Origin of the sequence: Garicola koreensis, assembly GCF_014195445.1 — a bacterium.
GTDB classification, from domain to species: domain Bacteria; phylum Actinomycetota; class Actinomycetes; order Actinomycetales; family Micrococcaceae; genus Nesterenkonia; species Nesterenkonia koreensis.
Genome location: NZ_JACIBT010000017.1, coordinates 1 through 21,745 on the forward strand (window position 1 = coordinate 1; position 21,745 = coordinate 21,745).

The 21,745-nt window shown below is 67.0% G+C and carries 23 protein-coding genes; 12 read left to right on the plus strand and 11 right to left on the minus strand.

Going from position 1 to position 21,745, the window contains the following annotated elements; translation table 11 throughout:
• The 6 genes from FHX47_RS09945 to FHX47_RS09970 form a co-directional block, all read left to right on the plus strand.
• A partial coding sequence (locus FHX47_RS09945; protein ID WP_183358783.1) for a branched-chain amino acid ABC transporter permease occupies positions 1-628 on the plus strand: 628 nt, incomplete at its 5' end.
• Positions 625-1,860 carry a branched-chain amino acid ABC transporter permease gene (locus FHX47_RS09950; protein ID WP_183358784.1) on the plus strand — a complete coding sequence of 412 codons (1,236 nt, stop codon included), beginning with the start codon at positions 625-627 and terminating at the stop codon, positions 1,858-1,860. The genes FHX47_RS09945 and FHX47_RS09950, both read left to right, overlap by 4 nt.
• Complete coding sequence (locus tag FHX47_RS09955) at positions 1,857-3,413, plus strand: class I adenylate-forming enzyme family protein (RefSeq protein ID WP_183358785.1); 1,557 nt, start codon at positions 1,857-1,859, stop codon at positions 3,411-3,413. Before FHX47_RS09950 ends, FHX47_RS09955 begins: the two co-directional genes overlap by 4 nt.
• Positions 3,403-4,128 carry a TetR/AcrR family transcriptional regulator gene (locus FHX47_RS09960; RefSeq protein ID WP_183358786.1) on the plus strand — a complete coding sequence of 242 codons (726 nt, stop codon included), beginning with the start codon at positions 3,403-3,405 and terminating at the stop codon, positions 4,126-4,128. The genes FHX47_RS09955 and FHX47_RS09960 overlap by 11 nt, the downstream gene beginning before the upstream one ends.
• Complete coding sequence (locus FHX47_RS09965) at positions 4,121-5,137, plus strand: alpha/beta fold hydrolase (RefSeq protein ID WP_183358787.1); 1,017 nt, start codon at positions 4,121-4,123, stop codon at positions 5,135-5,137. Before FHX47_RS09960 ends, FHX47_RS09965 begins: the two co-directional genes overlap by 8 nt.
• A 246-nt stretch (positions 5,138-5,383) precedes the next feature.
• Entirely contained in the window at positions 5,384-6,367 is a 984-nt protein-coding gene (locus FHX47_RS09970) for a 1,4-dihydroxy-2-naphthoyl-CoA synthase (RefSeq protein ID WP_183358788.1), read from the plus strand.
• A 43-nt stretch (positions 6,368-6,410) separates the two neighbouring features.
• Here FHX47_RS09970 and FHX47_RS09975 read toward each other — a convergent pair whose 3' ends face one another.
• Positions 6,411-6,575 carry a hypothetical protein gene (locus FHX47_RS09975; RefSeq protein WP_183358789.1) on the minus strand — a complete coding sequence of 55 codons (165 nt, stop codon included), beginning with the start codon at positions 6,573-6,575 and terminating at the stop codon, positions 6,411-6,413.
• A 186-nt stretch (positions 6,576-6,761) separates the two neighbouring features.
• Here FHX47_RS09975 and FHX47_RS10910 point away from each other — a divergent pair, with 186 nt between their 5' ends.
• The 3 genes from FHX47_RS10910 (at position 6,762) to FHX47_RS09990 (ending at position 10,264) form a co-directional block, all read left to right on the plus strand.
• Complete coding sequence (locus FHX47_RS10910; protein WP_343064366.1) at positions 6,762-7,835, plus strand: Fic family protein; 1,074 nt, start codon at positions 6,762-6,764, stop codon at positions 7,833-7,835.
• Between the two features lie 166 nt (positions 7,836-8,001).
• Entirely contained in the window at positions 8,002-9,210 is a 1,209-nt protein-coding gene (locus FHX47_RS09985; RefSeq protein WP_183358792.1) for an AMP-binding protein, read from the plus strand.
• Positions 9,211-9,307: 97 nt separating this feature from the next.
• A complete protein-coding gene (locus tag FHX47_RS09990; RefSeq protein ID WP_183358793.1) occupies positions 9,308-10,264 on the plus strand; it encodes a 1,4-dihydroxy-2-naphthoate polyprenyltransferase in 957 nt (318 codons plus the stop codon).
• Between the two features lie 203 nt (positions 10,265-10,467).
• On the opposite strand, the gene FHX47_RS09995 is transcribed toward FHX47_RS09990, so the two are convergent.
• The 7 genes from FHX47_RS09995 to FHX47_RS10025 all read right to left on the minus strand — a co-directional run bounded on the left by FHX47_RS09995 (position 10,468) and on the right by FHX47_RS10025 (position 16,279).
• Positions 10,468-10,971, minus strand: a complete 504-nt coding sequence (locus tag FHX47_RS09995; protein WP_183358794.1) for a PLDc N-terminal domain-containing protein — start codon at positions 10,969-10,971, stop codon at positions 10,468-10,470.
• A 74-nt stretch (positions 10,972-11,045) separates the two neighbouring features.
• On the minus strand, positions 11,046-11,342 hold the full coding sequence (locus FHX47_RS10000; RefSeq protein ID WP_183358795.1) for a DUF4229 domain-containing protein: 297 nt from the start codon (positions 11,340-11,342) through the stop codon (positions 11,046-11,048).
• 4 nt (positions 11,343-11,346) lie between these two features.
• Positions 11,347-12,450, minus strand: a complete 1,104-nt coding sequence (gene ccsB, locus FHX47_RS10005) for a c-type cytochrome biogenesis protein CcsB (protein ID WP_183358796.1) — start codon at positions 12,448-12,450, stop codon at positions 11,347-11,349.
• A 3-nt stretch (positions 12,451-12,453) separates the two neighbouring features.
• Positions 12,454-14,130, minus strand: a complete 1,677-nt coding sequence (gene resB / locus FHX47_RS10010; RefSeq protein WP_246328169.1) for a cytochrome c biogenesis protein ResB — start codon at positions 14,128-14,130, stop codon at positions 12,454-12,456.
• The gene (locus FHX47_RS10015) at positions 14,130-14,894 is read right to left on the minus strand and encodes a cytochrome c biogenesis CcdA family protein (protein ID WP_183358797.1); all 765 of its coding nucleotides are present in this window, start codon (positions 14,892-14,894) and stop codon (positions 14,130-14,132) included. Before FHX47_RS10015 ends, resB begins: the two co-directional genes overlap by 1 nt.
• Complete coding sequence (locus FHX47_RS10020) at positions 14,891-15,550, minus strand: TlpA family protein disulfide reductase (protein WP_183358798.1); 660 nt, start codon at positions 15,548-15,550, stop codon at positions 14,891-14,893. The genes FHX47_RS10015 and FHX47_RS10020 overlap by 4 nt, the downstream gene beginning before the upstream one ends.
• A 63-nt stretch (positions 15,551-15,613) precedes the next feature.
• Positions 15,614-16,279, minus strand: coding sequence for a histidine phosphatase family protein (locus FHX47_RS10025; RefSeq protein ID WP_183358799.1), 666 nt, complete (start codon positions 16,277-16,279; stop codon positions 15,614-15,616).
• Between the two features lie 19 nt (positions 16,280-16,298).
• Between FHX47_RS10025 and FHX47_RS10030 the strand changes: the two genes are divergently transcribed.
• Positions 16,299-17,258 (plus strand): hypothetical protein, encoded by a 960-nt coding sequence (locus FHX47_RS10030; RefSeq protein ID WP_183358800.1) that lies wholly within the window; start codon positions 16,299-16,301, stop codon positions 17,256-17,258.
• Between the two features lie 9 nt (positions 17,259-17,267).
• On the opposite strand, the gene purN is transcribed toward FHX47_RS10030, so the two are convergent.
• Positions 17,268-17,855 carry a phosphoribosylglycinamide formyltransferase gene (gene purN / locus FHX47_RS10035; protein WP_183358801.1) on the minus strand — a complete coding sequence of 196 codons (588 nt, stop codon included), beginning with the start codon at positions 17,853-17,855 and terminating at the stop codon, positions 17,268-17,270.
• A 91-nt stretch (positions 17,856-17,946) separates the two neighbouring features.
• On the opposite strand from purN, the gene FHX47_RS10040 reads away from it, so the two are divergent.
• Positions 17,947-18,372: a hypothetical protein gene (locus FHX47_RS10040; protein WP_183358802.1), complete on the plus strand. Its 426-nt coding sequence runs from the start codon at positions 17,947-17,949 to the stop codon at positions 18,370-18,372.
• Between the two features lie 10 nt (positions 18,373-18,382).
• Here the strand turns inward: FHX47_RS10040 and FHX47_RS10045 are convergent, their stop codons facing one another.
• The gene (locus FHX47_RS10045; protein ID WP_183358803.1) at positions 18,383-19,642 is read right to left on the minus strand and encodes a cell division protein PerM; all 1,260 of its coding nucleotides are present in this window, start codon (positions 19,640-19,642) and stop codon (positions 18,383-18,385) included.
• A 172-nt stretch (positions 19,643-19,814) separates the two neighbouring features.
• Here FHX47_RS10045 and FHX47_RS10050 point away from each other — a divergent pair, with 172 nt between their 5' ends.
• The gene (locus tag FHX47_RS10050; protein WP_183358804.1) at positions 19,815-21,035 is read left to right on the plus strand and encodes a glycosyltransferase family 4 protein; all 1,221 of its coding nucleotides are present in this window, start codon (positions 19,815-19,817) and stop codon (positions 21,033-21,035) included.
• A 33-nt stretch (positions 21,036-21,068) separates the two neighbouring features.
• On the opposite strand, the gene FHX47_RS10055 is transcribed toward FHX47_RS10050, so the two are convergent.
• Positions 21,069-21,745: phosphatase domain-containing protein (locus FHX47_RS10055; RefSeq protein WP_183358805.1), on the minus strand; the 677-nt coding region annotated here is incomplete at its 5' end.

Genomic DNA, 21,745 nt, shown 5'->3' on the forward strand with positions numbered 1-21,745 from the left:
CCTGGTCAGGCCCCTCTATGAGCGCCACATCGAGCAGGTGCTGGTCACTGTGGGACTGAACCTGGCCGCCATCGCGCTGTTCGAGGGCATCTGGGGCACCGAGCCGGCCTTCATCGACGGCCCCGGCTGGATGACCGGCACCACCTCGATCCTCGGTGCCGCCATCCCCAACCACATCTTCATCACCATCCTGGTGGCAGTGCTGGTCCTGGCCTCTATGGTGCTGTTCCTGAAGAAGACCCGCTACGGCATGATCATCCGAGCCGGGGTGGAGAACCGATCGATGGTCACCGCCCTGGGCATCGACGTCCGGCGCGCCTTCACCCTGGTGTTCACCATCGGCGGGGCAGCCGCCGGGATGGGCGGGGTGTTGGCCAGTCACTACTTCGGCTATGTCTCACCGATGCTCGGGGGAACGCTGCTGATCTTTGCGTTCATCGTCACCATCCTGGGCGGGCTGGGTTCCCTGGCCGGAGCCGCCGTGGCCGCCCTGCTGGTGGGGGTGCTGCAGCAGTTCGCCAACTACTACTGGGGCGTCGGCGACTTCGTAGTCGTCATCCTGCTGGCCGTCGTCCTGCTGACCAAACCCTCAGGACTACTGGGACGAAAGGTAACGACCGCCGCATGAGCACCTCAACTGAGAACCGCTACGAGCAGTCCAACCCTCCCACAGGCAAGACCCCGGCGGCTGCCGACCAGTCCCAGCGGCGGGCCGTGCAGCATCGCTTGGGGACCTCGCTCTCCCCGGAGCAGGCGAGCACCGCAGAGCAGGCCCACACTCGGCGTCGGAAGCTGCTGCGCTGGGGAATCGGTGTGGCGGCCCTGATCATCCTGGTGCTGCTGCCGCTGCTGAACATCCGGATCCCGGGCCTGCTTCCCGGGGCCACCTACGAACCCGGGGCACTGCACCTGATGGCACTGTGCATGGTCTACGGCGCGATAGCTCTGACCTACCACATGTTCCTCGGTGTGGCCGGGATGCTCTCGTTCGGTCACGCGCTCTACGTCGGAGCTGGCGCCTACCTGCTGGGAATTCTGCTGGCCGAGACCGGGATGGGCCTCATCCCCGCCATGCTGATCACCCTGGCCGGGGTCGTGGCGCTCAGCCTGGTCACCGGTTCGGTCGCCCTGAGGGTCAGCGGAATCCCCTTCGCCATGGTCACCCTAGCCTTTGCCCAGGCCGGCTCCGTGCTGGTGCGCCGCAACCCCGGCGGGGTCACTGGCGGCGAAGAGGGGCTGCGCCTGAACACCGAGAACATTCCCGGCTTCCTGGTGGGGGTGGACAACACCCGCAACGTCTACTGGATGGCCCTGGCAGCGCTGCTGGTCACCTTCGCCGTGGTCACCTGGATCCAACGCTCCCGCGCCGGCCACCTGGCCGAAGCGGTCCGGGAGAACGACCGGCGGGTACGGGTACTGGGACTGCAGCCCTATGTGGCCAAGCTGCTGATCTTCGCAGTCGGCGGCACCCTGGCCGGCTGCGTCGGGATGGTCTACCTGATCCTGCAGTCCGGAGCGAACCCGCAGGCGGTCGGTGCGGAGTTCACCATCTCTATCCTGGTCATGGTGGTCCTCGGCGGCGTCGGGTCCCGCTGGGGCGCAGTGGTGGGCGGGGTGATCTACACGCTGCTGGTGCAGCGGATGACCGTATTCGCCCAATCCGAGACCATCCAATCGATGCCCGAGTTCATCCAGCTGCCACTGTCAGAGCCGCTGTTCATCGTGGGGACGCTCTTCGTGCTGGTAGTGCTGTTCGTGCCCGGCGGGCTGGCCGGTTTCGTGCGCAGGATGGCCGGGCGGACCAGGTGGGGCCGCAGAACACGCGAAGCGCCGGCAGACCTGCTGGAGCAGTCCAAATGACCGGCACCCTGCACACTCTGGGGCGGTGGACCGCGGACCGGGCCATCGCCACCCCGGGCCGGACTGCGATCCTCGACGCCGGCGTCGCGCTGACCTACCGGGAGTTTGAGCACCGCTCAGCCCGTTTGGCGCAGCTGCTGATCAACGCCGGATACCGCCCGCAGGAGCGAATCGCCACGATCAGCGGCAACAGTGCTGACCACGCCGTGCTGTTCTTCGCCTGCGCCAAGGCAGGACTGGTGCTGGCTCCGCTGTCCTGGCGGCTGCGGCCCCGCGAGCTTGCCGCTCAGCTTCAGATCGCCGATCCCGCGCTGCTGGTCATCGAGGAGGAGTTCAGCTCACTGGCCGAGGAGGCCTGCGCGCTGACCACCTCGGCGCCGAGCCGGGTGCGGCCCGGCCGCGACGGAATCGAACTGGAGGTTGCAGACCCCCACCGCCGCGGCGGCAGCACAGCAGGGCTGCGCACCCCGGGCAGCCCCGTCCAGGATGACGACGCACTGCTGATGCCCTTCACCTCAGGCACCGAAGGCCCGGCCAAAGCAGCGGTGCTGACCCACGCCAACTGCTTCTGGAACAACCTGGCGCTCTCCCGGACCCTGGAGATCACCACCTCAGATGTGGTGCTGGCGATACTGCCGCAGTTCCACACCGGCGGCTGGAACATTCAGCCGCTGCTGGCCTGGTGGACCGGGGCCACAGTGGTGATGGAGCGGACCTTCGACGCCGGACGGGTGCTGTCGCTGATCGAGGAGCGGCGGATCACCACCCTGATGGCGGTGCCGACTCAGTACCTGATGCTGGCCGAACATCCCAACTTCGCCGCCACGGACCTGTCCAGCCTGCGCCTGGCGGTGGTGGGCGGCGCCTCGATGCCGCCTACCCTGCTGCGTGTCTGGCACGCCCGCGGCGTCCCCCTGGTGCAGGGCTACGGGCTGACCGAGGCGGGGCCGAACGTGCTCTCGCTGCCGGCTGAGGACGCCCGCGAGCGCGTCGGCTGGATGGGCAAACCCTATCCGCATGTCGAAGTCGCCGTCGCAGACCCAGTCACCGGCCGGCTGCTGGAGGGGCCCGCCGTCGGCGAGCTGCTGGTGGCCGGCCCCAGCGTCTTCGCCGGCTACTTCGGTGACCCGGATGCTACTGCCAGAGCCCTAGCCGGTGGTTGGCTGCGCACTGGAGACCTGGTCGAACGCGACGCAGAGGGCTACTTCCGAATCGTCGACCGACTCAAAGACATCTTCATCCGTGGTGGGGAGAACGTAGTGCCCTCCGAGGTTGAACAGGTCCTCGCCACCCACCCGGGGGTCGCAGACGCCGCCGTCGTCGGTGTTCCCGACGACCGCTGGGGTGAGACCGGCCACGCATTCATTGTCCGCCGTCGTGGTGTTCTGGTCGATGAGACCACTCTTGACGAACACTGCGCTGAGCATCTGAGCGCCCCTAAGCGGCCCAGCGCATACAGTTTTGTCGCCGTGCTGCCGCGGACCGGCCTGGACAAAGTCGCCCGCGCTCGGCTGCGCCCGGCCGCCGCAGAGAGGAGTCACCATGGCCATTGAGCCGCTGCACCCTGACACCGACGACGCCGGAGCCGATTCCGCACCGACGACGACCCGGGGCACCGTACTGACTGCCCGCGGGCTGCGCACCCGCCGCAGGCTGCTCGACGCCGCCGAACAGGTCTTCGCGCAGCTGGGCTACCCGACGGCCTCCATCGTGAAGATCACCGAGCAGGCCGGCTGCGGTCTGGGCACCTTCTACCTCTACTTCGCCGGTAAGCAGGAGATCTTCAACGAAGTGGTGGTCGACCTCAACCGCAGGGTCCGCCGCGCGATGAACGATGCCGCCAAGGCCGAGGCCGATGCTGGCCGGATCGCCGCCGAACGGGCCGGCTTCCGGGCGTTCTTCCGCTTCACCGCCGAGCACCCGGCGCTCTACCGGATCATCCGCCAAGCTGAGTTCGCCTCCCCAGAGGCGCTGCGCCTGCACTACTCCAGGATCGTCGACGGCTACGCCGAGGGGATCCAGCAGGGCCAGCAGGCGGGCGAGGTCCACCAGATGGACCCTGAAGTGGTCGCCTGGGCGCTGATGGGCATCGGCGAGATCGTCGGGATGCGCTGGGTGCTGTGGCCCCATGAGAGTCCTGCGGGTGACTCCTCGACGGAGCCAGGGACCCAGGAAGTACCGGAGCACGTATTCGACACCATGATGGAGTTCATCGAGCGGGCGTTGGCGCCGGCCCCGGTGAGCCGGAAGGGAACTGACCATGTCTGAGACGGCCCAGAGCACCCAGGCGCCGGCCGCGGTGACCCCACAGGTCGCTGCCCACGTGGCGAAGAACCACAGCCACACCGATATCGGCCGCAGCTATCGCCAGCATCAGATTCCCGTGCCGGGCGGGAGCATGACCGTCGGCGTCTGGGGTCCCGAGGACCCAGCCGCACCCACTGTGCTGGCCGTCCACGGGGTCTCCGCCTCCCACCGCAGCTTCGGCCTGCTGGCGGAGGCGCTTGAGGGGGTGCGGGTCATCGCACCGGATCTGCGCGGACGCGGCCGGTCCAACCTGTTGCCCGGCCCCTACGGGATGCCGGTGCACGCTGATGACATGGCCGCCGTCCTGCAGGCACTCTCCGCTGGGCCGGTCACCGTGGTGGGCCACTCGATGGGGGCCTTCGTCGCTCTGGTCCTCGCCCACCGGCATCGGTCGCTGGTGAACTCAGCCGTCCTCATCGACGGCGGCATTCCGCTCGATGTCCCGGCTGAGCTGACCCCGGACCAGGTGGTCCAGGCGGTCCTCGGCCCCGTGGCAGAGCGGCTGGCCATGCGGTTCACCTCAGTGGATCAGTACCGCACCTTCTGGCTGGAGCACCCGGCCCTGGGCGACTCCTGGTCGGATGGGCGCGGCACCGCAGCGCTGATGGAGGACTACATCACCTACGACCTGGAACTCGAAGATCAGCTGCTGCGTCCGGCCACCCAGTATGAGGCCATGGCCCAGGACACCGCTGAGCTGCAGGGCGGCGGCGCCCTGCTGCAGGCGCTCAACGAGCTCGAGGTGCCCACCCGGCTGTACTGGTGCCGACGCGGGCTGCTCGGCGATGAGCCCGGGCTCTACAACCGGCAGTATCTGACTGACTGGGCTGACCGAGTGCCAGCCCTGGCGCACCAGATGGCCACCGAAGAGGTCCCCGACACCAACCACTACACGATCGTGATGGCACCTGCCGGTGCGGCCGCCGTCGCCCGGGGTATTCACGCTGAGCTGGGCCTGCATCAGCAGTGAGAGTCCCCGGCGGTGAGAGTCCCGCTCCACGCTCAGTGGCCCAGGGTGGCGCGGCGCCGCTGCGCCGAGTCCTCACAGCGTTGTTCAAATGTCACAGTGCTGTTCAGATTTCACAGCCTGAGTGGATTATGATCCTTCATTCGGCTGTGAAGTTTGGGCTGCGCGGTTCGGACGGCGCGGTTCGGACGGCGCGGGGAATGCGCACCGGGTCCCCCCAGGACGCACTGATCGGTAGAGTGGCTGTCTGTGACTGGCACTGACTCCCCCAACCCCTCCACATCCGCCGCGCAGTCTGCGGCGAAGGTCTCCGACGTCTTCGACCCCGCCCAGTGGCGGGAGGTCACCGGCTTCGGTTTCGACGACATCACCTACCACCGGCGTGTGGAGCGCGACGAGGCCGGGGCGATCCTGCGCGACCTGCCGGCAGTGCGCATCGCTTTCGACCGGCCCGAGGTGCGCAACGCCTTCCGCCCCTCCACCGTCGATGAGCTCTATCGCGCGCTGGATCACGCCCGGATGACTCCGGATGTGGCCGCAGTGCTGCTCACCGGCAACGGACCCTCCCCCAAGGACGGGGGGCACTCCTTCTGCTCCGGCGGTGATCAGCGAATCCGCGGCCGCGACGGATACCGCTACGCCGAAGGGGAGACCGCCGAGACCGTGGACCCTGCCCGGGCCGGCCGGCTGCACATCCTGGAAGTCCAGCGGCTCATCCGCACCATGCCCAAAGTCGTGGTGGCCGTGGTCAACGGCTGGGCCGCCGGCGGCGGGCACTCGCTGCACGTGGTCTGCGACCTAACCATCGCCTCGCGCCAGCACGGGAAGTTCAAGCAGACTGACGCGACTGTGGGCTCCTTCGACGCCGGCTACGGTTCCGCGCTGCTGGCCCGGCAGATCGGCCAGAAGAAGGCCCGGGAGATCTTCTTCCTCGCCCGCGAGCACACCGCCGAAGACATGGTGGCCGCCGGTGCGGTCAACGAGGCGGTCGACCACCAGAAGCTCGAGCAGGTCGCCTTGGAGTACGCCGACGACATCGCCGGCCAGTCGCCGCAGGCGGTGCGCATGCTGAAGTTCGCCTTCAACGCCGTCGACGACGGACTGGCCGGTCAGCAGGTCTTCGCCGGCGAGGCCACCCGCATGGGTTACATGACCGATGAGGCTGTTGAGGGGCGCGACGCGTTCCTGGCGAAGCGGGCCCCCAACTGGTCCGACTACCCCTACTACTATTAGTAGCGGCCCCCTTCGCATCGCGGGCGAGACCGCTCCGAGATAGCTACTGCCACTGGTGGCAGCGCGTGGAGTGAACCGCGATGACGATCTCAATGAAGACCATCAGCCGCGAAGCCCGAGGCGCCTCAGTTCCGTCGTCGCTCAGGCTCTCCTGAACGATCAGCGGCATCGATTCGCGGTCGGTCAGCGGCGGGGAACCACAAACCATAAGCTTGCGCGATACTATTATGAGATACTTGCTTAACTCATAATCTCAAGGAGCTGGTCTATGACTTCGCAGACTGAGTGGCCATCACTTGAGTACGAGACTCGTAGATGGTTGCCAACTGCTCATGCCACCTGGGGCGTTGATGTGGAACGAGCTGCGCTTGGGTCTACCTATCACTCGGCCCTCGTGCCGCGCATAGCTGGTCGCAGACCATCACCGGGTCAAGATGCCTACCGAGAAGCTGAGGAGGCCGAGCGGGAACTCACCCGCTTTGACGCTGAGCTGGGCCAGAGGATCGCCGCCTTTGCTCCGGTGCTCTTACGATCTGAGGCAGCTTCATCCTCACAGATCGAGAATCTCAGCGCTTCAGCCCGAGCAATCTTCAGCACGGAGCTTGGGCTTCGCCGCAGTCGGAATGCCGAGACTGTCGTGGCCAACACCCAGGCCATGCAAGCCGCTCTCGAGCTAGCCGAGGACCCCTCTGCGGAGTCCATCAAGGAAGTCCACGCTGTGCTCATGGAGGGCCAGCCACACCACACACCTGGGCGCTGGCGCGATGAGCCGGTCTGGATCGGAACCCGCTCTGACAGCCCCGTCGGCGCTTCTTTCGTTGCTCCGGACCACGAGCATGTCGCAAAGCTCATGGATGACCTCGCCGATTTCGTCAACGATCCCAGGGTGCCCGCCCTGATCTCCGTGGCTGTCGGCCATGCCCAGTTCGAAACCATTCACCCCTTCAGTGACGGCAACGGCCGAGTAGGTCGGGCTCTAGCTCAGTCCATGCTGCGCCACCGGGGAGTGACCCGGAATGTTGCGGTGCCGGTCTCTGCGGGGCTGCTTGCCGACGTCGAGGGGTATCACGCTGCACTGACCGCCTACCGGGCCGGTGAGGTCGACCCGATCATCCACGCGTTCGCCGCGGCCTCGCTGCGCGCTGTTCACAACGCCCGCCAGCTGGTGGCAGAGATCGATGGTATCCGCCAGAGCTGGAACCACCGGCTTAAAGCTCGCAGCAATTCGAATGCGTGGAAGCTTCTCGATGTCCTTACACATCGCCCGGTGCTCAACAGTGCAGCTGCGGCTGCGGAACTGGGCGTGAAGCAGCCTAATGTGTATCCGCCTCTTCAGGCGCTCGTCGAGGCTGGTATTGCTAAGTCCAAAGCCGAACACCAGCTCGGCCCGTTCTGGCGCAGCCATGAGGTGCTCGCCGCGATCGACTCCTTTGCTGAGCGGGCTGGCCGGCGTTCGATCCCCCACTGATCAATAGCACCGGGGGTTGGTCTGCCACCGGCACGGACGGAGCGTGATGCTCCTACTGTGTGAAACGGCTGCTCCCACCCGGGCTCAACGCCAACGACCGGACCAGCGCAGCTGCCCTGCAAGTTGGATAAGCTGGAAGGATGCAGAAATGGGGGAGGTCGGGACTATGAGCTGGCTCGCTGAGGCGCTGGCCGCCATCGACGCCGCACGCCGCGCGGACGCCCCACCGGTGGAGTTCCTCCCCACCGAGCACGACGACGACACCCACCCGCACTGGACCCTGCGCGAGGACGCCGCAGACTCCGGCGCCGCGGCGGTGGTCCGCACCTCCGGCTCCACCGGCACACCGAAGCAGACGCTGCTCTCCTGGGACGCGCTGGAGGCCTCGGCGCGGATGACCGCACAGGCCCTCGGCGGCCATGGGCAGTGGCTGCTGACCCTGCAGCCCAGCTACGTGGCGGGCCTGGCCGTCCTCACCCGCAGCCTGGTCGCAGCAACCACACCGGTCGCCCTGCTGCAGCACACCACAGATCCGCACCGCTTCACCGAAGCCGCCGAACAGCTGACCGGGCAGAAGCGGTTCGCCTCCCTGGTCCCCACCCAGCTGCAGCGCCTTCTGGAGCACGACGACGACCCAGTCCTGCTGGATGCCCTGCGCCGCTTCGACGCCATCCTGCTGGGCGGCGGTGCGACCGGCGCGGAGCTCTACGGGCGGGCAAAGCGCCTGGGGCTCAACGTCATCCGCACCTACGGGATGAGTGAGACCTGCGGCGGCTGCGTCTACGACGGCTACCCGCTGCCGGGGGTGAGCATCAGCATCGGAGCCCAGGGTCGGGTGCAGTTGGCCGGTCCCATGCTCGCCCTGGGGTACCTGGACGACGAGCAGCTCACCGCCGAAAAGTTCACCACAGAGGCTGCCACCGGCGAGCGCCGCTTCCGCACCGACGATCTGGGCAGCCTGAGCACCGAGGACGCCGACGCGCTGGACACCGTGGCCCAGGTATCCGGCGCGGGGCATTCGACCCAGATCGTTCCCAAGCTGAGCGTCACCGGCCGAGTCGATGATGTGATCACCACCGGCGGGGTCAAAGTCTCCGCCGAGCAGGTGCGCCTGGCGCTGGAGTCCCACCCGCGGGTGGGTGAGGCGTTCGTCACCGGCATAGACGACGCCCAGTGGGGGCAGAAGGTGGTGGCCGCCGTCGTGCTGTCCTCGACCTCGCGCCGGGCCAGCACCTTCGCCGAGCTCGATGATCTGGTCCGTCGGCAGCTGGGCGCCGCCGCAGTTCCCAAGCACTATGAGCTGCTGGGCTCACTGCCGCTGCTGCCCAACGGCAAGCCGGATCGGCAGCGGCTGACCGATCTGCTCCGCCGCTGACCCACGTGGTGTTCGATCACGCAGGCTGACGGTATTCTGATGGATTTTCGCCACAAACTGCGGTCAGAGTGCGTGACCGTACGAAAGGAGCAGACCCGTGACCACAGTGAGCCAGTGGGCCGCCGGGGCGCGTCCGCGGACCCTGCCGATGGCCGTATCTCCGGTGGTGATCGGTGCGGCAGCAGCAGTGCACATTGGCAGCGGGGCCGGCGCCCCGGGTGAGGCGGTCCCAGGTGAGGTGACCCTGGACGGGCCGGACCTGGGCGCAGTCGACCTGGCAGTGGCAGCCCTGGCACTGGTGGTCGCGCTTGCCCTGCAGGTCGGGGTTAACTACGCCAATGACTACTCCGACGGGGTGCGCGGCACCGACGACGTCCGTGTCGGTCCGATGCGGCTCACCGCCACCGGCACCGCCGCAGCCGTGCAGGTGAAGGCGGCGGCGTTCATCAGCTTCGGCCTGGCAGCACTGGCCGGATTGGGCATTGTGCTGCTGAGCGGACTGTGGTGGATGATTCCGGTCGGCGTCGTCTGTGTGCTCGCCGCCTGGTGGTACACCGGAGGCAAGCACCCCTACGGCTATCTGGGGCTGGGGGAGGTCATGGTGTTCGTCTTCTTCGGACTGGTGGCCACACTGGGGACCACCTACGCGATGGTCGAGCACATCTCGGTCGCCTCGACTGTCGGCGCAGTCTCCCACGGGCTGATCGCCTCGGCGCTGCTGATGGCCAATAACGTCCGCGACATTCCCACCGACCGTGACACGGGCAAACGCACGCTGGCCGTGCGGCTGGGACAGACCCGCGCCCGCTGGACCTACTGCTTCATGATCGCCGCAGCCGTGGCCATTCCGCTGAGCCTGAGCCTCGCCGGGCAGCAGCCGTGGTTCTGGCTGGTGGTGCTGGCCTGGCCGATCGCGGTGCGGCCGATGATCATCATGTGGCCGTGGCGCGCCACCCGACCCAAGGGGACAGCCCTGATCCCGGTGCTGCAGCAGACCTCGATGGTGGGGCTGGTGTTCGCCGCAGCGTTCTCCGCCGCGCTGCTGATCAGCTGAGCGGGCCCGCCCCGTTGGTCACTGCCTCCCCACGACGCAAAATCACCCAGCTATCAGTTCATCACCCTCGTCCACGACGGTGATGAACCGATAAGACGGTGATAAGCGGAAGGGGGCCGATTCAGGCGGGGTGGTGCGAGGGGCTCAGTGCTGCGGGGCTCAGTTCTGCGCAGAGGCTGGTACTGTGCAGCGCCTGGAACTGCTCAGCCGCGCTGGGGGGTGGGCCCGGTGTCGGGACCGCCCTCGGATTCGTCGTCATCGGAGGCCCTGGGATCCTCTGAGCTCCGGGAGTCGGACTCACCGGTGGCAGCATCGGCGCCCGTCGAGTCGCTGCTCTGTTCGCTGCTCTGCTGGCTGTCGCGACGTTCCGCCTCCTCACGCCGTTTGCGGGCCTGCTCCGCACTCTTCTGCGTCTCCTGCTCACGGCGCTGGTGCTGCCGGCGTTCGATCTCTACCCGCCGCAGGAACTCGGGGTCGTCATCTGGTGCCGCCGGTCCCCTACGCTGCGGGGCTGCGGGAGTGTCCTTTGCCCGGCCGAAGGCCATCCAAAGTCCGGGGCCCAGCAGCGGCAGCAGCAGGATGATGAAGATCCAGGACACTTTGGGCAGCACGCGCACACGGTGGCGCGGAGTCTGGATGCATTCGACCGTGCAGTAGATGAGCAGGCCGAGCGCCACCACTCCGAGACCGATGAAGAAACGTACCATGACATCTAGACTAATGGACCCGGCTGGGCACCCCTAGCCGTGCCGGATACAGTTCCCGCTGGGCTGAATGGCCGCTACCTGTCCTCTGCGGCGTCGTCGTTCTCCTGGAATCGTTCAGCCAACTCGTCTTCGGCCGCATTGTCCTGACGCTCCGCTGCGCTGCGTCTGCGCCTGCTGCCCAGATTCGCCAGCTGCTCGGCGGCGGCGATCCGCCACCGGTTGAAGAACAGGTAGCCCACGGCCCAGGAGACGATCAGACCGATGATCAGCCCAAAGATGAGGGTGAAGTCTCCCAGGTCCACGTAGAGGCAGAGGAAGAAGACGACGGCGAAGACGCCCAGTCGCAGTACCGAGTATTTCAGGACAGCCATAGGATCACTCCGGAAGCCCTGCGTAGGAGTGCAGGCCGGGGAAGTAGACGTTGACGACGCCGTAGTTGATGATGATGCAGACGAATCCCATGATGGACAGCCATGCGGCGCGGTTTCCGGTCCAGCCGCGGGTCGCCCGGGCGTGGAGGTAGCCGGCGTAGACCACCCAGATCACAAACGTCCAGACTTCCTTGGGGTCCCAGCCCCAGTACCGGCCCCAGGACTGCTGGGCCCAGATGGCTCCGGTGATCACCGGGCCCACGGTCCAGAACACGAAGGCCACCGCGTTGAGCCGGTAAGCCCAGGACTCCAGGGAGAAGGCCTTGGGGACCAGTCGCATGAACTGCCAGCCAGCCACGGTGCGCTCAAATCTGCCAGAGGGTCCGTGCGCCAGCGCCTTCTCACGGCGGGACTGCACCAGCTGCAGCAGGTTCATCGCGAAGGTGAGCACGAACAGGCCGATGGCCAGGGAGGCCAACGAGACGTGAATGGCCAGCCAGGGGCTCTGCAGCGCCGGCTGCACGTGACCCACCGGTGTGGGGAAGCCGATAGTGGCTGCGACCATCATCACGACCACCAGCCCGAGCACGAAGATGCCCAAAAAGCGCAGGTCCCGGCGGATGAGACTGATCAGGTAGACGACGGCGACCACCAGCGAGGCGCCGACGAGGAACTCGTACATATTGCCCAGCGGCCACCGCGAGGCTGCCAGGCCGCGAGCCACCACCGCAAACGCATGGGCGGCCACCGCCACGATGGTCAGCGCGACAGCCACGTTGGCGAAGGGGCGGCGGGTTCCCACATACCCCATGTCTTCATCGACCAGCTCGGCGTCGGAGTCGCCCGACGTCGGCCCGGCTCCCCCATGGCCGCCTCGGCCGGAGCCTGCGGCGACGTCGGCCGGCACCCGGGTGGGCTGCGCACCGGATTCGGCGGCCAGCTCCTGCTCAACCCGGCGGATCGTAGCGGAGCTGCGCACCGCGTCCACGGTGAACAGTATGAACGCCAGCGTGTAGATCAGCGCGGCGATGAGCGTGAACAGCTCAGCGTACTCAGCCAGCTGCACGTTGATGCTCGGCAGTGCGGCAGTCAGGACGGAAATACTCATGGGTTAAGTGTTCTCCTCGGGGGCGCGGACTGGCCAGGTCGTCTCGAACTGGGCGCGCAGGGCGACGTTCTCGTCCCGCAGGCTGAAGTCTTCTCCTCTGGAGAGCAGCCCGTAGCGCACCAGTGTACGCCCAGCCTCAGTGGTCTCTGCTGTCACCCAGGCCCGACGGCGGCGCAGGAACAGGCTGCTGACCAGCCCTGCGGTCGCGGTGAGCGCGAAGATCAGCACCCAGGTCTCGCCGGGGTTGTAGGTGATGTCGACGGCGATGTAGTTCTGGACCTCTTCGAATTCGATCTCGCCCAGACCATCGGGCAGCTGTTGAGTCTCTCCCGGTGCCAGCACGATGCCGCCGGCCTCGACCTCGCGGGAGTTCAGGACCTCCAGCTCATCGGTGTCCAGGACGTAGACGTTCTGCGGCTGCCCGTCGTCGAGCCCCAGGTCTCCGGCGTAGGAGTTCAGGTGCAGCTCGGGGTTGCCCAGCTCCGGATCTGCCGAGACCCCCAGCCCACCGCCGGAATCCACGGCCGTGGGCAGGAAGAGCCCGACGAACCCCAGCTGTTCGGGGCTGGCGTCGGGAGCTTTGACAACGGTCATGGAGGTGTAGACGCCGTCGTCGGGGCGGGTGACGACCGGACCGGAGTACGCCACCTCGCCTTCGCCGTCGCGCACGGTGATCACCGGGGCGTAGCCGTTGCCGACCAGGTAGACGTTGGCACCGCCCATGCTCAGCGGATGGTTGACTTCCAGGGTGGTGTCCCGCGGCTCGCCCCCGGTGCCCTCCTGGACGGTGACATCGGCGGTGAAGCCCAGCGGACTGCCCCAGTTAGGGCCCGGCTCGCCGTCGACCATCTCCCGGTCGAAGGAGCGGTGGAAGTCGTTGAGCTGGACGCTGAAGGGCTCCAGCTGGTCCTCGCTGAACCAGGTTCCGGGGTAGAAGTTGTCGTAGGCGACCAGGGCGTTGACGAAGCCTTCGTCCTCCACAATGATTTTCTGCCCCCGGTAGCTGAACATCGACCCCAGCGCGACGAAGATCAGCACGCCCACCAGAGAGACGTGGAAGAGGATATTGCCGACTTCCTTCAGGTAGCCCTTCTCTGCGCCCACCGACGTCTCGCGCCGCTCCACCCGGTAGCCGCGCTTCTTCAGGATCTTGGCGGCGTCGTCGAGGGTCTGCTGGGGTGCGGGGCCGCCCTCGTCGAGCTCCACCGCCCCATACTCGGGCATCCGCTGCAGCCGCCGGGGAGTGCGCGGCGGGGCCGAGCGCATCTGCTGGATGTGTTTGCGGGCTCGCGGGATGATGCAGCCGATCAGGGAGATGAACAGCAGCAGGTAGATCGCGGAGAACCAAGCTGATGAGTAGACCTCGAACATCTGCAGGGCGTCCAGGATCGGCCCCAGTGTGGGGTTGTTCTCGATCCAGGTTTCCACGGCGAAGGCGTCCTGGACCCGCTGCGGGAAGATCGAGCCGGGCACTGCGGCCACCGCCAGCAGCAGAAGCAGCATCAGGGCGGTGCGCATGCTGGTCAGCTGCGTCCACGCCCAGCGCAGCATCCCTTTCAGCCCCAGAGCGGGGACGACGGCGTCCTTCTTGGCCGTTCCCTGGGCGGCGTTCATCGCGTCTTCGCGGGCATTGTCCCGGTGGGCTGAGGGTTCTCTTTCGTGGTTGGTGGGCTCTGTCATCAGATGGGCATCACAATCTCATTGGCGAACCAGTCCTGCAGGGCGAAGACCCATTGGTTCCAGATGCCGGTGACCATCAGCAGCCCCACGCCGATCAGCACGGCGCCGCCGGTGCGCATCACCGCCGCCTTATGCCGCTTGAAGAAGTCCAGGGCGCGCATTCCGCGCTGCAGTCCCAGACTGATCAGGATGAACGGCAGCCCCAGTCCGAGGCAGTAGATGAACACCAGCAGCGCCCCGCGCCCCGGGTCACTGCCGTAGACCAGGGCGAGGACCGCAGCCAGTGTGGGGCCGATGCACGGGGCCCAGCCGATGCCGAAGGTCGCACCGAGGATCGGGGCGCCCAGCAGCCCGTCGGGCGGGCGGCGGGTGATTTTGCGCTCACGTTGGAAGAACCCGAAGGCGCCCATGAAGATCAGCCCCATGAACACCACCACCGCACCCAGGACCTGGACCACCCAGGCGCCTTCGAACCGCAGCCAGGCGGTGGCGTAGGTGAACACTGCGCCGATGAGCACGAAGATCACCGAGAAGCCCAGCACAAAGAGGCTGGCGCCGAGGACCATGCGTGACTTGGAGCGTTCGTGCAGGTCAACGCCGGAGAGGCCGGTGACGTAGCCCAGGTAGCCGGGCACCAGCGGCAGCACGCACGGTGAGAGGAAGGAGACCAATCCGGCCAGCAGAGCGATGGGTGCGGCCAGCAGCAGCGAGGAGTCGAAGATGATCTCGGCGAAGGGGTTGTTCGCCGTCAGCACCGGGGTCATGCCTCAGGCGCCGGGATCTGCTCTGGTGCCGATGCTGCGGCGCCGTCGTCGTCCTCCTCCAGCGTCGCGGTGATCAGTGCGCGCAGCGTTGAGGGCTCGACGATGCCCACGACTTTCGCTGCGACACGGCCCTGCTTGTCGAGCACCAGGGTGGTGGGCACCGCTGAGGGGTGGACGTAGTCGGTCATGGCCATGACCACCTGGCCGCTGCGATCCTCCATGGAGGGGTAGGTGATGCCGAAGTTGCGCTCGAAGGCCTCTGCGGTCTCTTCGGTGTCACGGGTGTTGACGCCGAAGAACTGCACGCCCTGGGGCTCAAACTCTTCGTGGACATCCTGCAGGTCTGGGGCCTCAACGCGGCAGGGGGCGCAGGCGGCGTACCAGAAGTTGATGACGCTGACCTCCCCCTGGAACGTCTCAGGGGTGATCTGGGTGCCGTCGAACAGCTCGGACTCGAACTCCACGGCTTCGCCCCGGCTCTGCGGTGCAAGCTCTTCGACGGAACCGTCGCCGGCGACATAGTTGGACCCATCGTTGGAGGCCCGCTGGGCCAGGTCATCACTGCCTGAGCCGCAGGCGACCAATGAGAAGGCAATGACCAGCAGGGCCGCGCCGAATGCGCGCACCCGTTTGCCGGATCGCTGGAGGGTAGTCATAAGCTCACCAAATTCTACAGCCTGTAGAACTTTGCGTCACTTTCCCTCAGGTTCTGCTGCGCCCTACGCTCCGGGCAGCGCGAGAGCCTGGTCAGAAAGGTGCCGGTTCGGTTCCGTGTAGCTGAGAGACTCGACCCCGGTGGGCCCGATGTGCAGACTGGTGACCGAGGTCAGGCTGCATTCGCGCTGGCGGGGATCATGCCACAGCGGCTGCTGCTCGGCCCAGAGCCGGGTCACCCAGATGGGCAGCTGGTGGGAGACCACGACTGCTTCGGCGCCGTCGCCGTGTTCGGCGATCGCCCGGTCGGCGAGATCTTTGACTGCGGCCAGCATGCGTTCGACCTGCTGCTTGTACGGCTCGCCCCAGGTGGGCCGGAAGGGGTTGAGCAGCAGCGGCCAATAGCGCGGCCGGCGCAGCCGGTGCTTCACGTTGGAGAGGCCCTCGAAGGCGTTCTCGGCCTCCAGGACCCGCTCTTCCTCAATGACCGGCAGCTGCAGCGCCGCAGCCAGCGGCGCTATCGTCTCCTGCGCGCGCTGCAGCGGCGAACTGGCCAGCAGGTGCAGCGGGTGCCCGTTGTCTGCACGCTGGGCGAAGTGCTCGGCGATCCCCTCGGCCATCTGCCGGCCGAGCTCGGAGAGGCCGAACCCGTCCAGCCGGCCGTAGAGGACCTTGTCCGGGTTATACACTTCACCGTGGCGGACCAGGTGGATTGTCGCAGTAGATGCCATACGGAATAGGCTAGCTCCTATGAGTAACCCGTATGGCGAGACCAGCCCGGATGGCGAGCCCGAGCAGGGTCGGCAGCAGGATCAGGGGCAGGGCCAGGAGCGGCCCCAGCCGCGCTACGGGGCATACGCTGCGCGTTCTGAGAGCTCCGGAAATCCCGCAGGTGAGCAGCCCAGCGCCGGCGGGCAGCCCAACCCCTACGGACAGCCCACCTGGGGTCAGCCCGGTGGGGATCCAGCTAGTGCGGATTCGGCCGGCGCCGCAGGCCAGCCGGGCCCCTATGCGGCCGCTGGTGCTGGGGGCCAGTACTCCACGCCCGCTCAGCCGGGGTGGCAGCAGCCCCCTCAGCAGCCGGGCGACCGTCCCGGCTCCTGGGTGACCCAGAAGCCCAAGCGGCCGCTCACCCTGGTGCTGTCGATGGTGCTGATGCTCGGCGCAGGGGCGCTCTCCCTGGTCTGGGGCATCTACGTGATGGTGACTGTGCAGGCCCAGGACGCCAGCGAGCTGCTGACCGACCAGATCCGTGACACCATGATCACCTCCTTCGAGAATGACCCGCAGCTGCAGGAGCTCAGCCCAGAAGAGGTCATGGAGATGACACTGACGGGCATAGGAGTCCTCGCTCTGATTTGGGCGATCGTGCTGCTGGCGGTGTACGTTGCCCTGGCCTTCGTCGGCACGATGACCGGCAATGTGGGACGGGTGCTGGCGACCATTTGGCTGACGGGCAGCCTGCTGTTCCTGCTGCTGAGCCTGGACGGCATTTCCTTCGCGATCATCGCCGCCACTGTGCTGGCCAGCATCGCCGCACTGGTGCTGCTGTGGCTGCCGGCATCCAATACGTTCGTTCACCAGCGCAGAGCGTTCAAGGACGCACGGCGGAACCGGCAGTACGGCGGCGGGTTCCCCTACTCCGGCGGCCAGTCAGGACCGGGCCAACAGCCCCCGTACAGCGGATCCAACAACCCCTACGCAGGCTGAGGCCTCCCCTCAGCTCAGGACCAGCTCACCGGAGGCGATCCGGTTCAGCGTGGCGATGAGCAGCCGACGCTCCTGGACTTTGATCCGCTCATGCAGGGCCCCCTGGTCGTCGTCGTCTCTGATTTCGACTGCGGTCTGGGCGAGGATGGGGCCGGTGTCGACCCCGGCGTCGACCACGTGGACTGTGCAGCCGGTGACCTTCACACCGTGGGCGAGCGCATCGCGCACCCCGTGGGCCCCGGGGAAGCTCGGCAGCAGCGCAGGGTGCGTGTTGATATAGGGCACCCCGACCGCCTCCAGGAACCCTGCGGAGACGATCCGCATGAACCCGCTGGAGACCAGAAGATCCGGTTGGTGCTCGGTGACCGCTGCGCAGAGTTGGCTGTTCCATTCCTCGCGCCGCTCAGCGGAGGCGCCCCGCTCCAGCGGCACACAGAATGTGGGGATCCCCGCCCGGTGGGCTCGCTGGAGGCCGCCGGAGTCAGCAGCGTTGGACCCGACGGCCACGATCTCTGCTGCCAGCTCACCCGTCTGTGCGGCGTCGAGGACAGCCTGCAGATTGGTGCCGGAGCCGGAGACCAGGACCACGATGCGCATGCGCCCCAGACTACCGGTCGGCAGTAGGCTGGGGCACGGCCGAAGAACCTGGCGGCCGTACTACGTGATCAGCAGGAAGTGAGGGGATCTGATGGGCGCCACACCGCCGCCTGAGCGCTCCTTGCGTCCGGATGAGACGGCGCGCATCTTCTACTCCCGGTTCTTAGGCTGGCTGATGCTGGCGATCATTGTGGCCTACGCGGGCCTGCAGATGCCGCTGCCGTGGCGAGTGATGACTGTGCTCGCAGCCCTGATCGGCGTCGTCGGGGGTGTGGTGCTCTTTGTGCAGTGCATCCGCAGGAAGCTTCCTGCCCTGGTGCTCATCGGCGCGGTGCTGGTGACGCTGAGCTGTGGCCTCTTCCTCACCGCCGCCGGGGTGCAGACGATCTTTTGGGAGGCCAGCGCCACCTTTGATGAATGTATGCGCGCAGCACTGACCCAACGCTCGGTGAATCACTGCTCCAGCCAGTACCAGGACGATATCTTCTCGTCACTTACGGGCGCCCCCGCCCCATAGGCGCAGGCACCTACAGGCGTGCGGCTCGGCGCTGCCTGCTCAGCGCAGTGGCCGGTGCCAGCAGGTAGCCGAGCATCACTCCCAGGGCCACCCCGGCACCGATCAGCCCGGCAGCGATCCCCGCGTGGGGTCCGACGTCGTTCATCCGCCCCACGCCCAATGAGATGTGGGAGAGCCACAGCGGCCCGATCAGCAGCGCGGCGGTCACCAGTCCGGTCAGCACACCCAGGGTCAGGGTGGACAGGGTCAGGGAGGCCGCCCGGAATCGCAGCTTCAGCTGGCACCAGTCGTCGAAGTGGTTCTCGCCTTCGCGCATCAGCCACCAGCCGGCGGCGATCCCGGCCACCAGCACCAGCGCGAGCACCGCCGCCGAGTAGTCGTGAACCTGATCCGGCAGAGCCGCCAGCACCGGCACATCAGGCACCGCACCCAGTTCAGTGGCAAAGGGCCCCACCGGCGATCCTGCACCCATGGAGAATCCGGCTCCAGAGGCATAGGCCAGCGTCCACAGCACAGCGTTGGGAGCCAGCCCCAGGTGCAGCAGAGTCAGCCCGATGCCGCCCCAGAGTCCGGCGTCGATCTGCTGGTAGGCGTTGGCGATCTGCATCCACTGCGACCCCAACCAGGCGGCCAGCAGCAGCGCCGAGAGCCCGACGGCGGCCACGGCAGCGACCACACCTGCCCGCAGCACCGCCCACAGGTAGGCTCCTGCCCACTTCAGCTGCTGGGAGTACCTCTCCACCCGGGCCTCTAAGTCTATGCCGATCATTCGGGTGGCGCTGCGCGCTTCGGCGTAGCAGCCGCAGAGCGAACCGATTCCCACCAGCGTACCCGCAGCGACTCCTGTCCACACCCGGGTGCCGGGGTCACCGGAGGCAAAGACGGCGAGACCGACACCGGCGGCGGCATAGCTGAGGGTGAAGGCCAGCAGCCCCTGCCACAGCTGATCCGGGTAGGCACCCTGAGCCAGGCGGCGCCCGGCGCGCCAGGCCAGCAGAAACGGGATCAGTGTGAAGCCCAAGGGGACCAGGTGGAACCAGCCTGAGGCAAACTCCGCGTCGGCATCTGCCATATTGAGCGGGGCAGCGTGAACCACCATCCAGGCCTGAGCCGCCAGTCCCCCCGCTGTCTCGGGGTCGAATTCGCTGACGCCGCGTGCCAGGGTGAAGCCCAACACCGGCAGAGCTATCAGCAGCGCAGTGGCGACGACGACCTGCAGGGCCTCGTAGATCCCGAAGATCCACAGCGGCGCAGTGGGCAGTCTTCTCATTCCCTCTATAGTGCCAGCGCTGAGCCGCATAACCCGGCAATGACGCCCGCCTGCGTGCTTGTCTGATCGGCAGCGCACAGACACAGAGTCCAACCTGAAGATTCACTGACCGTTCACCTGGAATGTGTCCAGATTCTCTGGCGCCGCTACCTTCGCCTCAGATGATGAACCCATGAAGGTAGTGGTCGTTGCTGAATCGTTCCTGCCGCACATGAACGGGGTGACCAACTCGGTCCTGCAGGTGCTCGCCCACCTGCGCAGACGCGGCGACCAGGTCACCGTCATCGCCCCCTCAGACACGTTCATTGACACCAGCCCGCTGGCAGAGGACCAGCTGCAGCTGGAACTGTGCGAAGGATTTCCCGTGGTCCGCGTGCCCTCACTGCCGCTGCCGGAGTACCCGAAGGTGCGCGTTGCGGCCGGGTTCGTGATGCGCATCCGCCACCTGTTGGAAGAGATCCGGCCCGACGTCGTCCACGTGGCCTCACCCTTCGTGCTGGGGTGGCGGGCGATCCAGGCCGCAGCCGCGGTGGGGCTGCCCATCGTGTCGGTCTATCAGACCGAGGTGCCCAGTTATGCGGCACGATATAGGATCCCGTGGGCCGAAGCGCTGCTGTGGCAGCACGTGGACCGTATGCACAGCCTCTCCACCTTGAACCTGGTGCCCAGTTCCTTCGCCAAGAACCAGCTGCGCGGCCGCGGTCTGAAGCGACTCAAGACCTGGCGTCGCGGGGTGGACCTTGCGACGTTCTCCCCCGAGCGACGCTCACCGCAGCTGCGAGCGCACCTAGCACCGCAGGCTGAGTTGCTGATCGGCTTCGCAGGCCGGCTTGCGGCTGAGAAGCAGGTCGAAGACCTGGCAGTGCTGGACTCCATCCCCGGAACCCGGCTGGTGATCATCGGCTCCGGCCCCCAGGAGCAGCAGCTGCGCAGACGCCTGCCGCGAGCGCACTTCGCCGGCTTCCGCTCCGGCGATGAGCTGGGCACCCATATGGCCAGCTTGGACCTCTTCGTCCACCCCGGGGAGGCTGAGACGTTCTGCCAGACCATCCAGGAGGCCTATGCGGCCGCTGTGCCGGTGGTCGCCGTCGGCCGCGGCGGCCCGCTGGATCTGGTGGATCCGGGGAGGACCGGCTGGCTCTATGCCCCCGGAGACCTCGCCGGTATGCGCTCAGCTGTGGAGCACCTGGTCCGCGACGAGGCGGCTCGCCGATCCTTTGCGCTGCACGGCCGCGACGAGGTGCAGGGGCGCACGTGGGAGGCGATCTGCAACCAGCTGGTCGGACACTACGCGCGGGCGATCGAGGTCAGCGGGCGACTCCAGTCCTCACGGGCGCAGAAGCACATCTCAACCGGCGCACGCGCCTGGGGAATGCTGCCCAGATTCGCCTGACCCGCCCTGTGGCCTGACCCTGCCGTGGTCGTCTCAGAGCAGGCCGGATGCCTTCAGCACCTCCGAGATGTCTTTGCCGTCAGGTCCGTAGATCCAGGGAATCCGGTGCTCTCCGACCGTCTGCATACCCGGAGCGCGTTTGCCGTCCTCAGCGGCCATCAGCAGCTCCTCCCCCTCGGGCTGCTCGGCGCGGCCGCCGGCCAGCACGGCCTCCGGATAGGTCAGCTCCCGGATGATCACTGCCTTGACCGATTGGGGGTACTTGCGCACAAAATCAGCGTAGATGACCGGGTCATGCTGGCCGTCGTCTCCGATGAGCACCCATTTGATGTGCGGGAACTCTTCGGCCAGACGCTGCAGCTGTTCGACTTTGTGCCGCTGCCCGGAGCGGAACCAACGATCATCGGTGGGCCCCCAGTCGGTCAGCAGCAGGGGCCCGTGCGGGTAGAGGTTGCGCGTGAGAAAACGCGTCAGAGTCTGTGCCACGTTCCACGCCCCGGTGGAGACGTACACCACCGGCGGCTTCTGGTTCCCCTCTCCGGTGGCGGGGCTGACCCGCAGCCTCTCCAGCATCACCGCGATTCCGGGGGTGGGGGTGCGGGCATGCTCATCGAGCACGAAGGAGTTCCAGGCCGCCAGCAGGGGGCGCGGCAGCTTGGTGACCACCACAGTGTCGTCGATGTCACAGATGATTCCCCCGGTGACGTCGA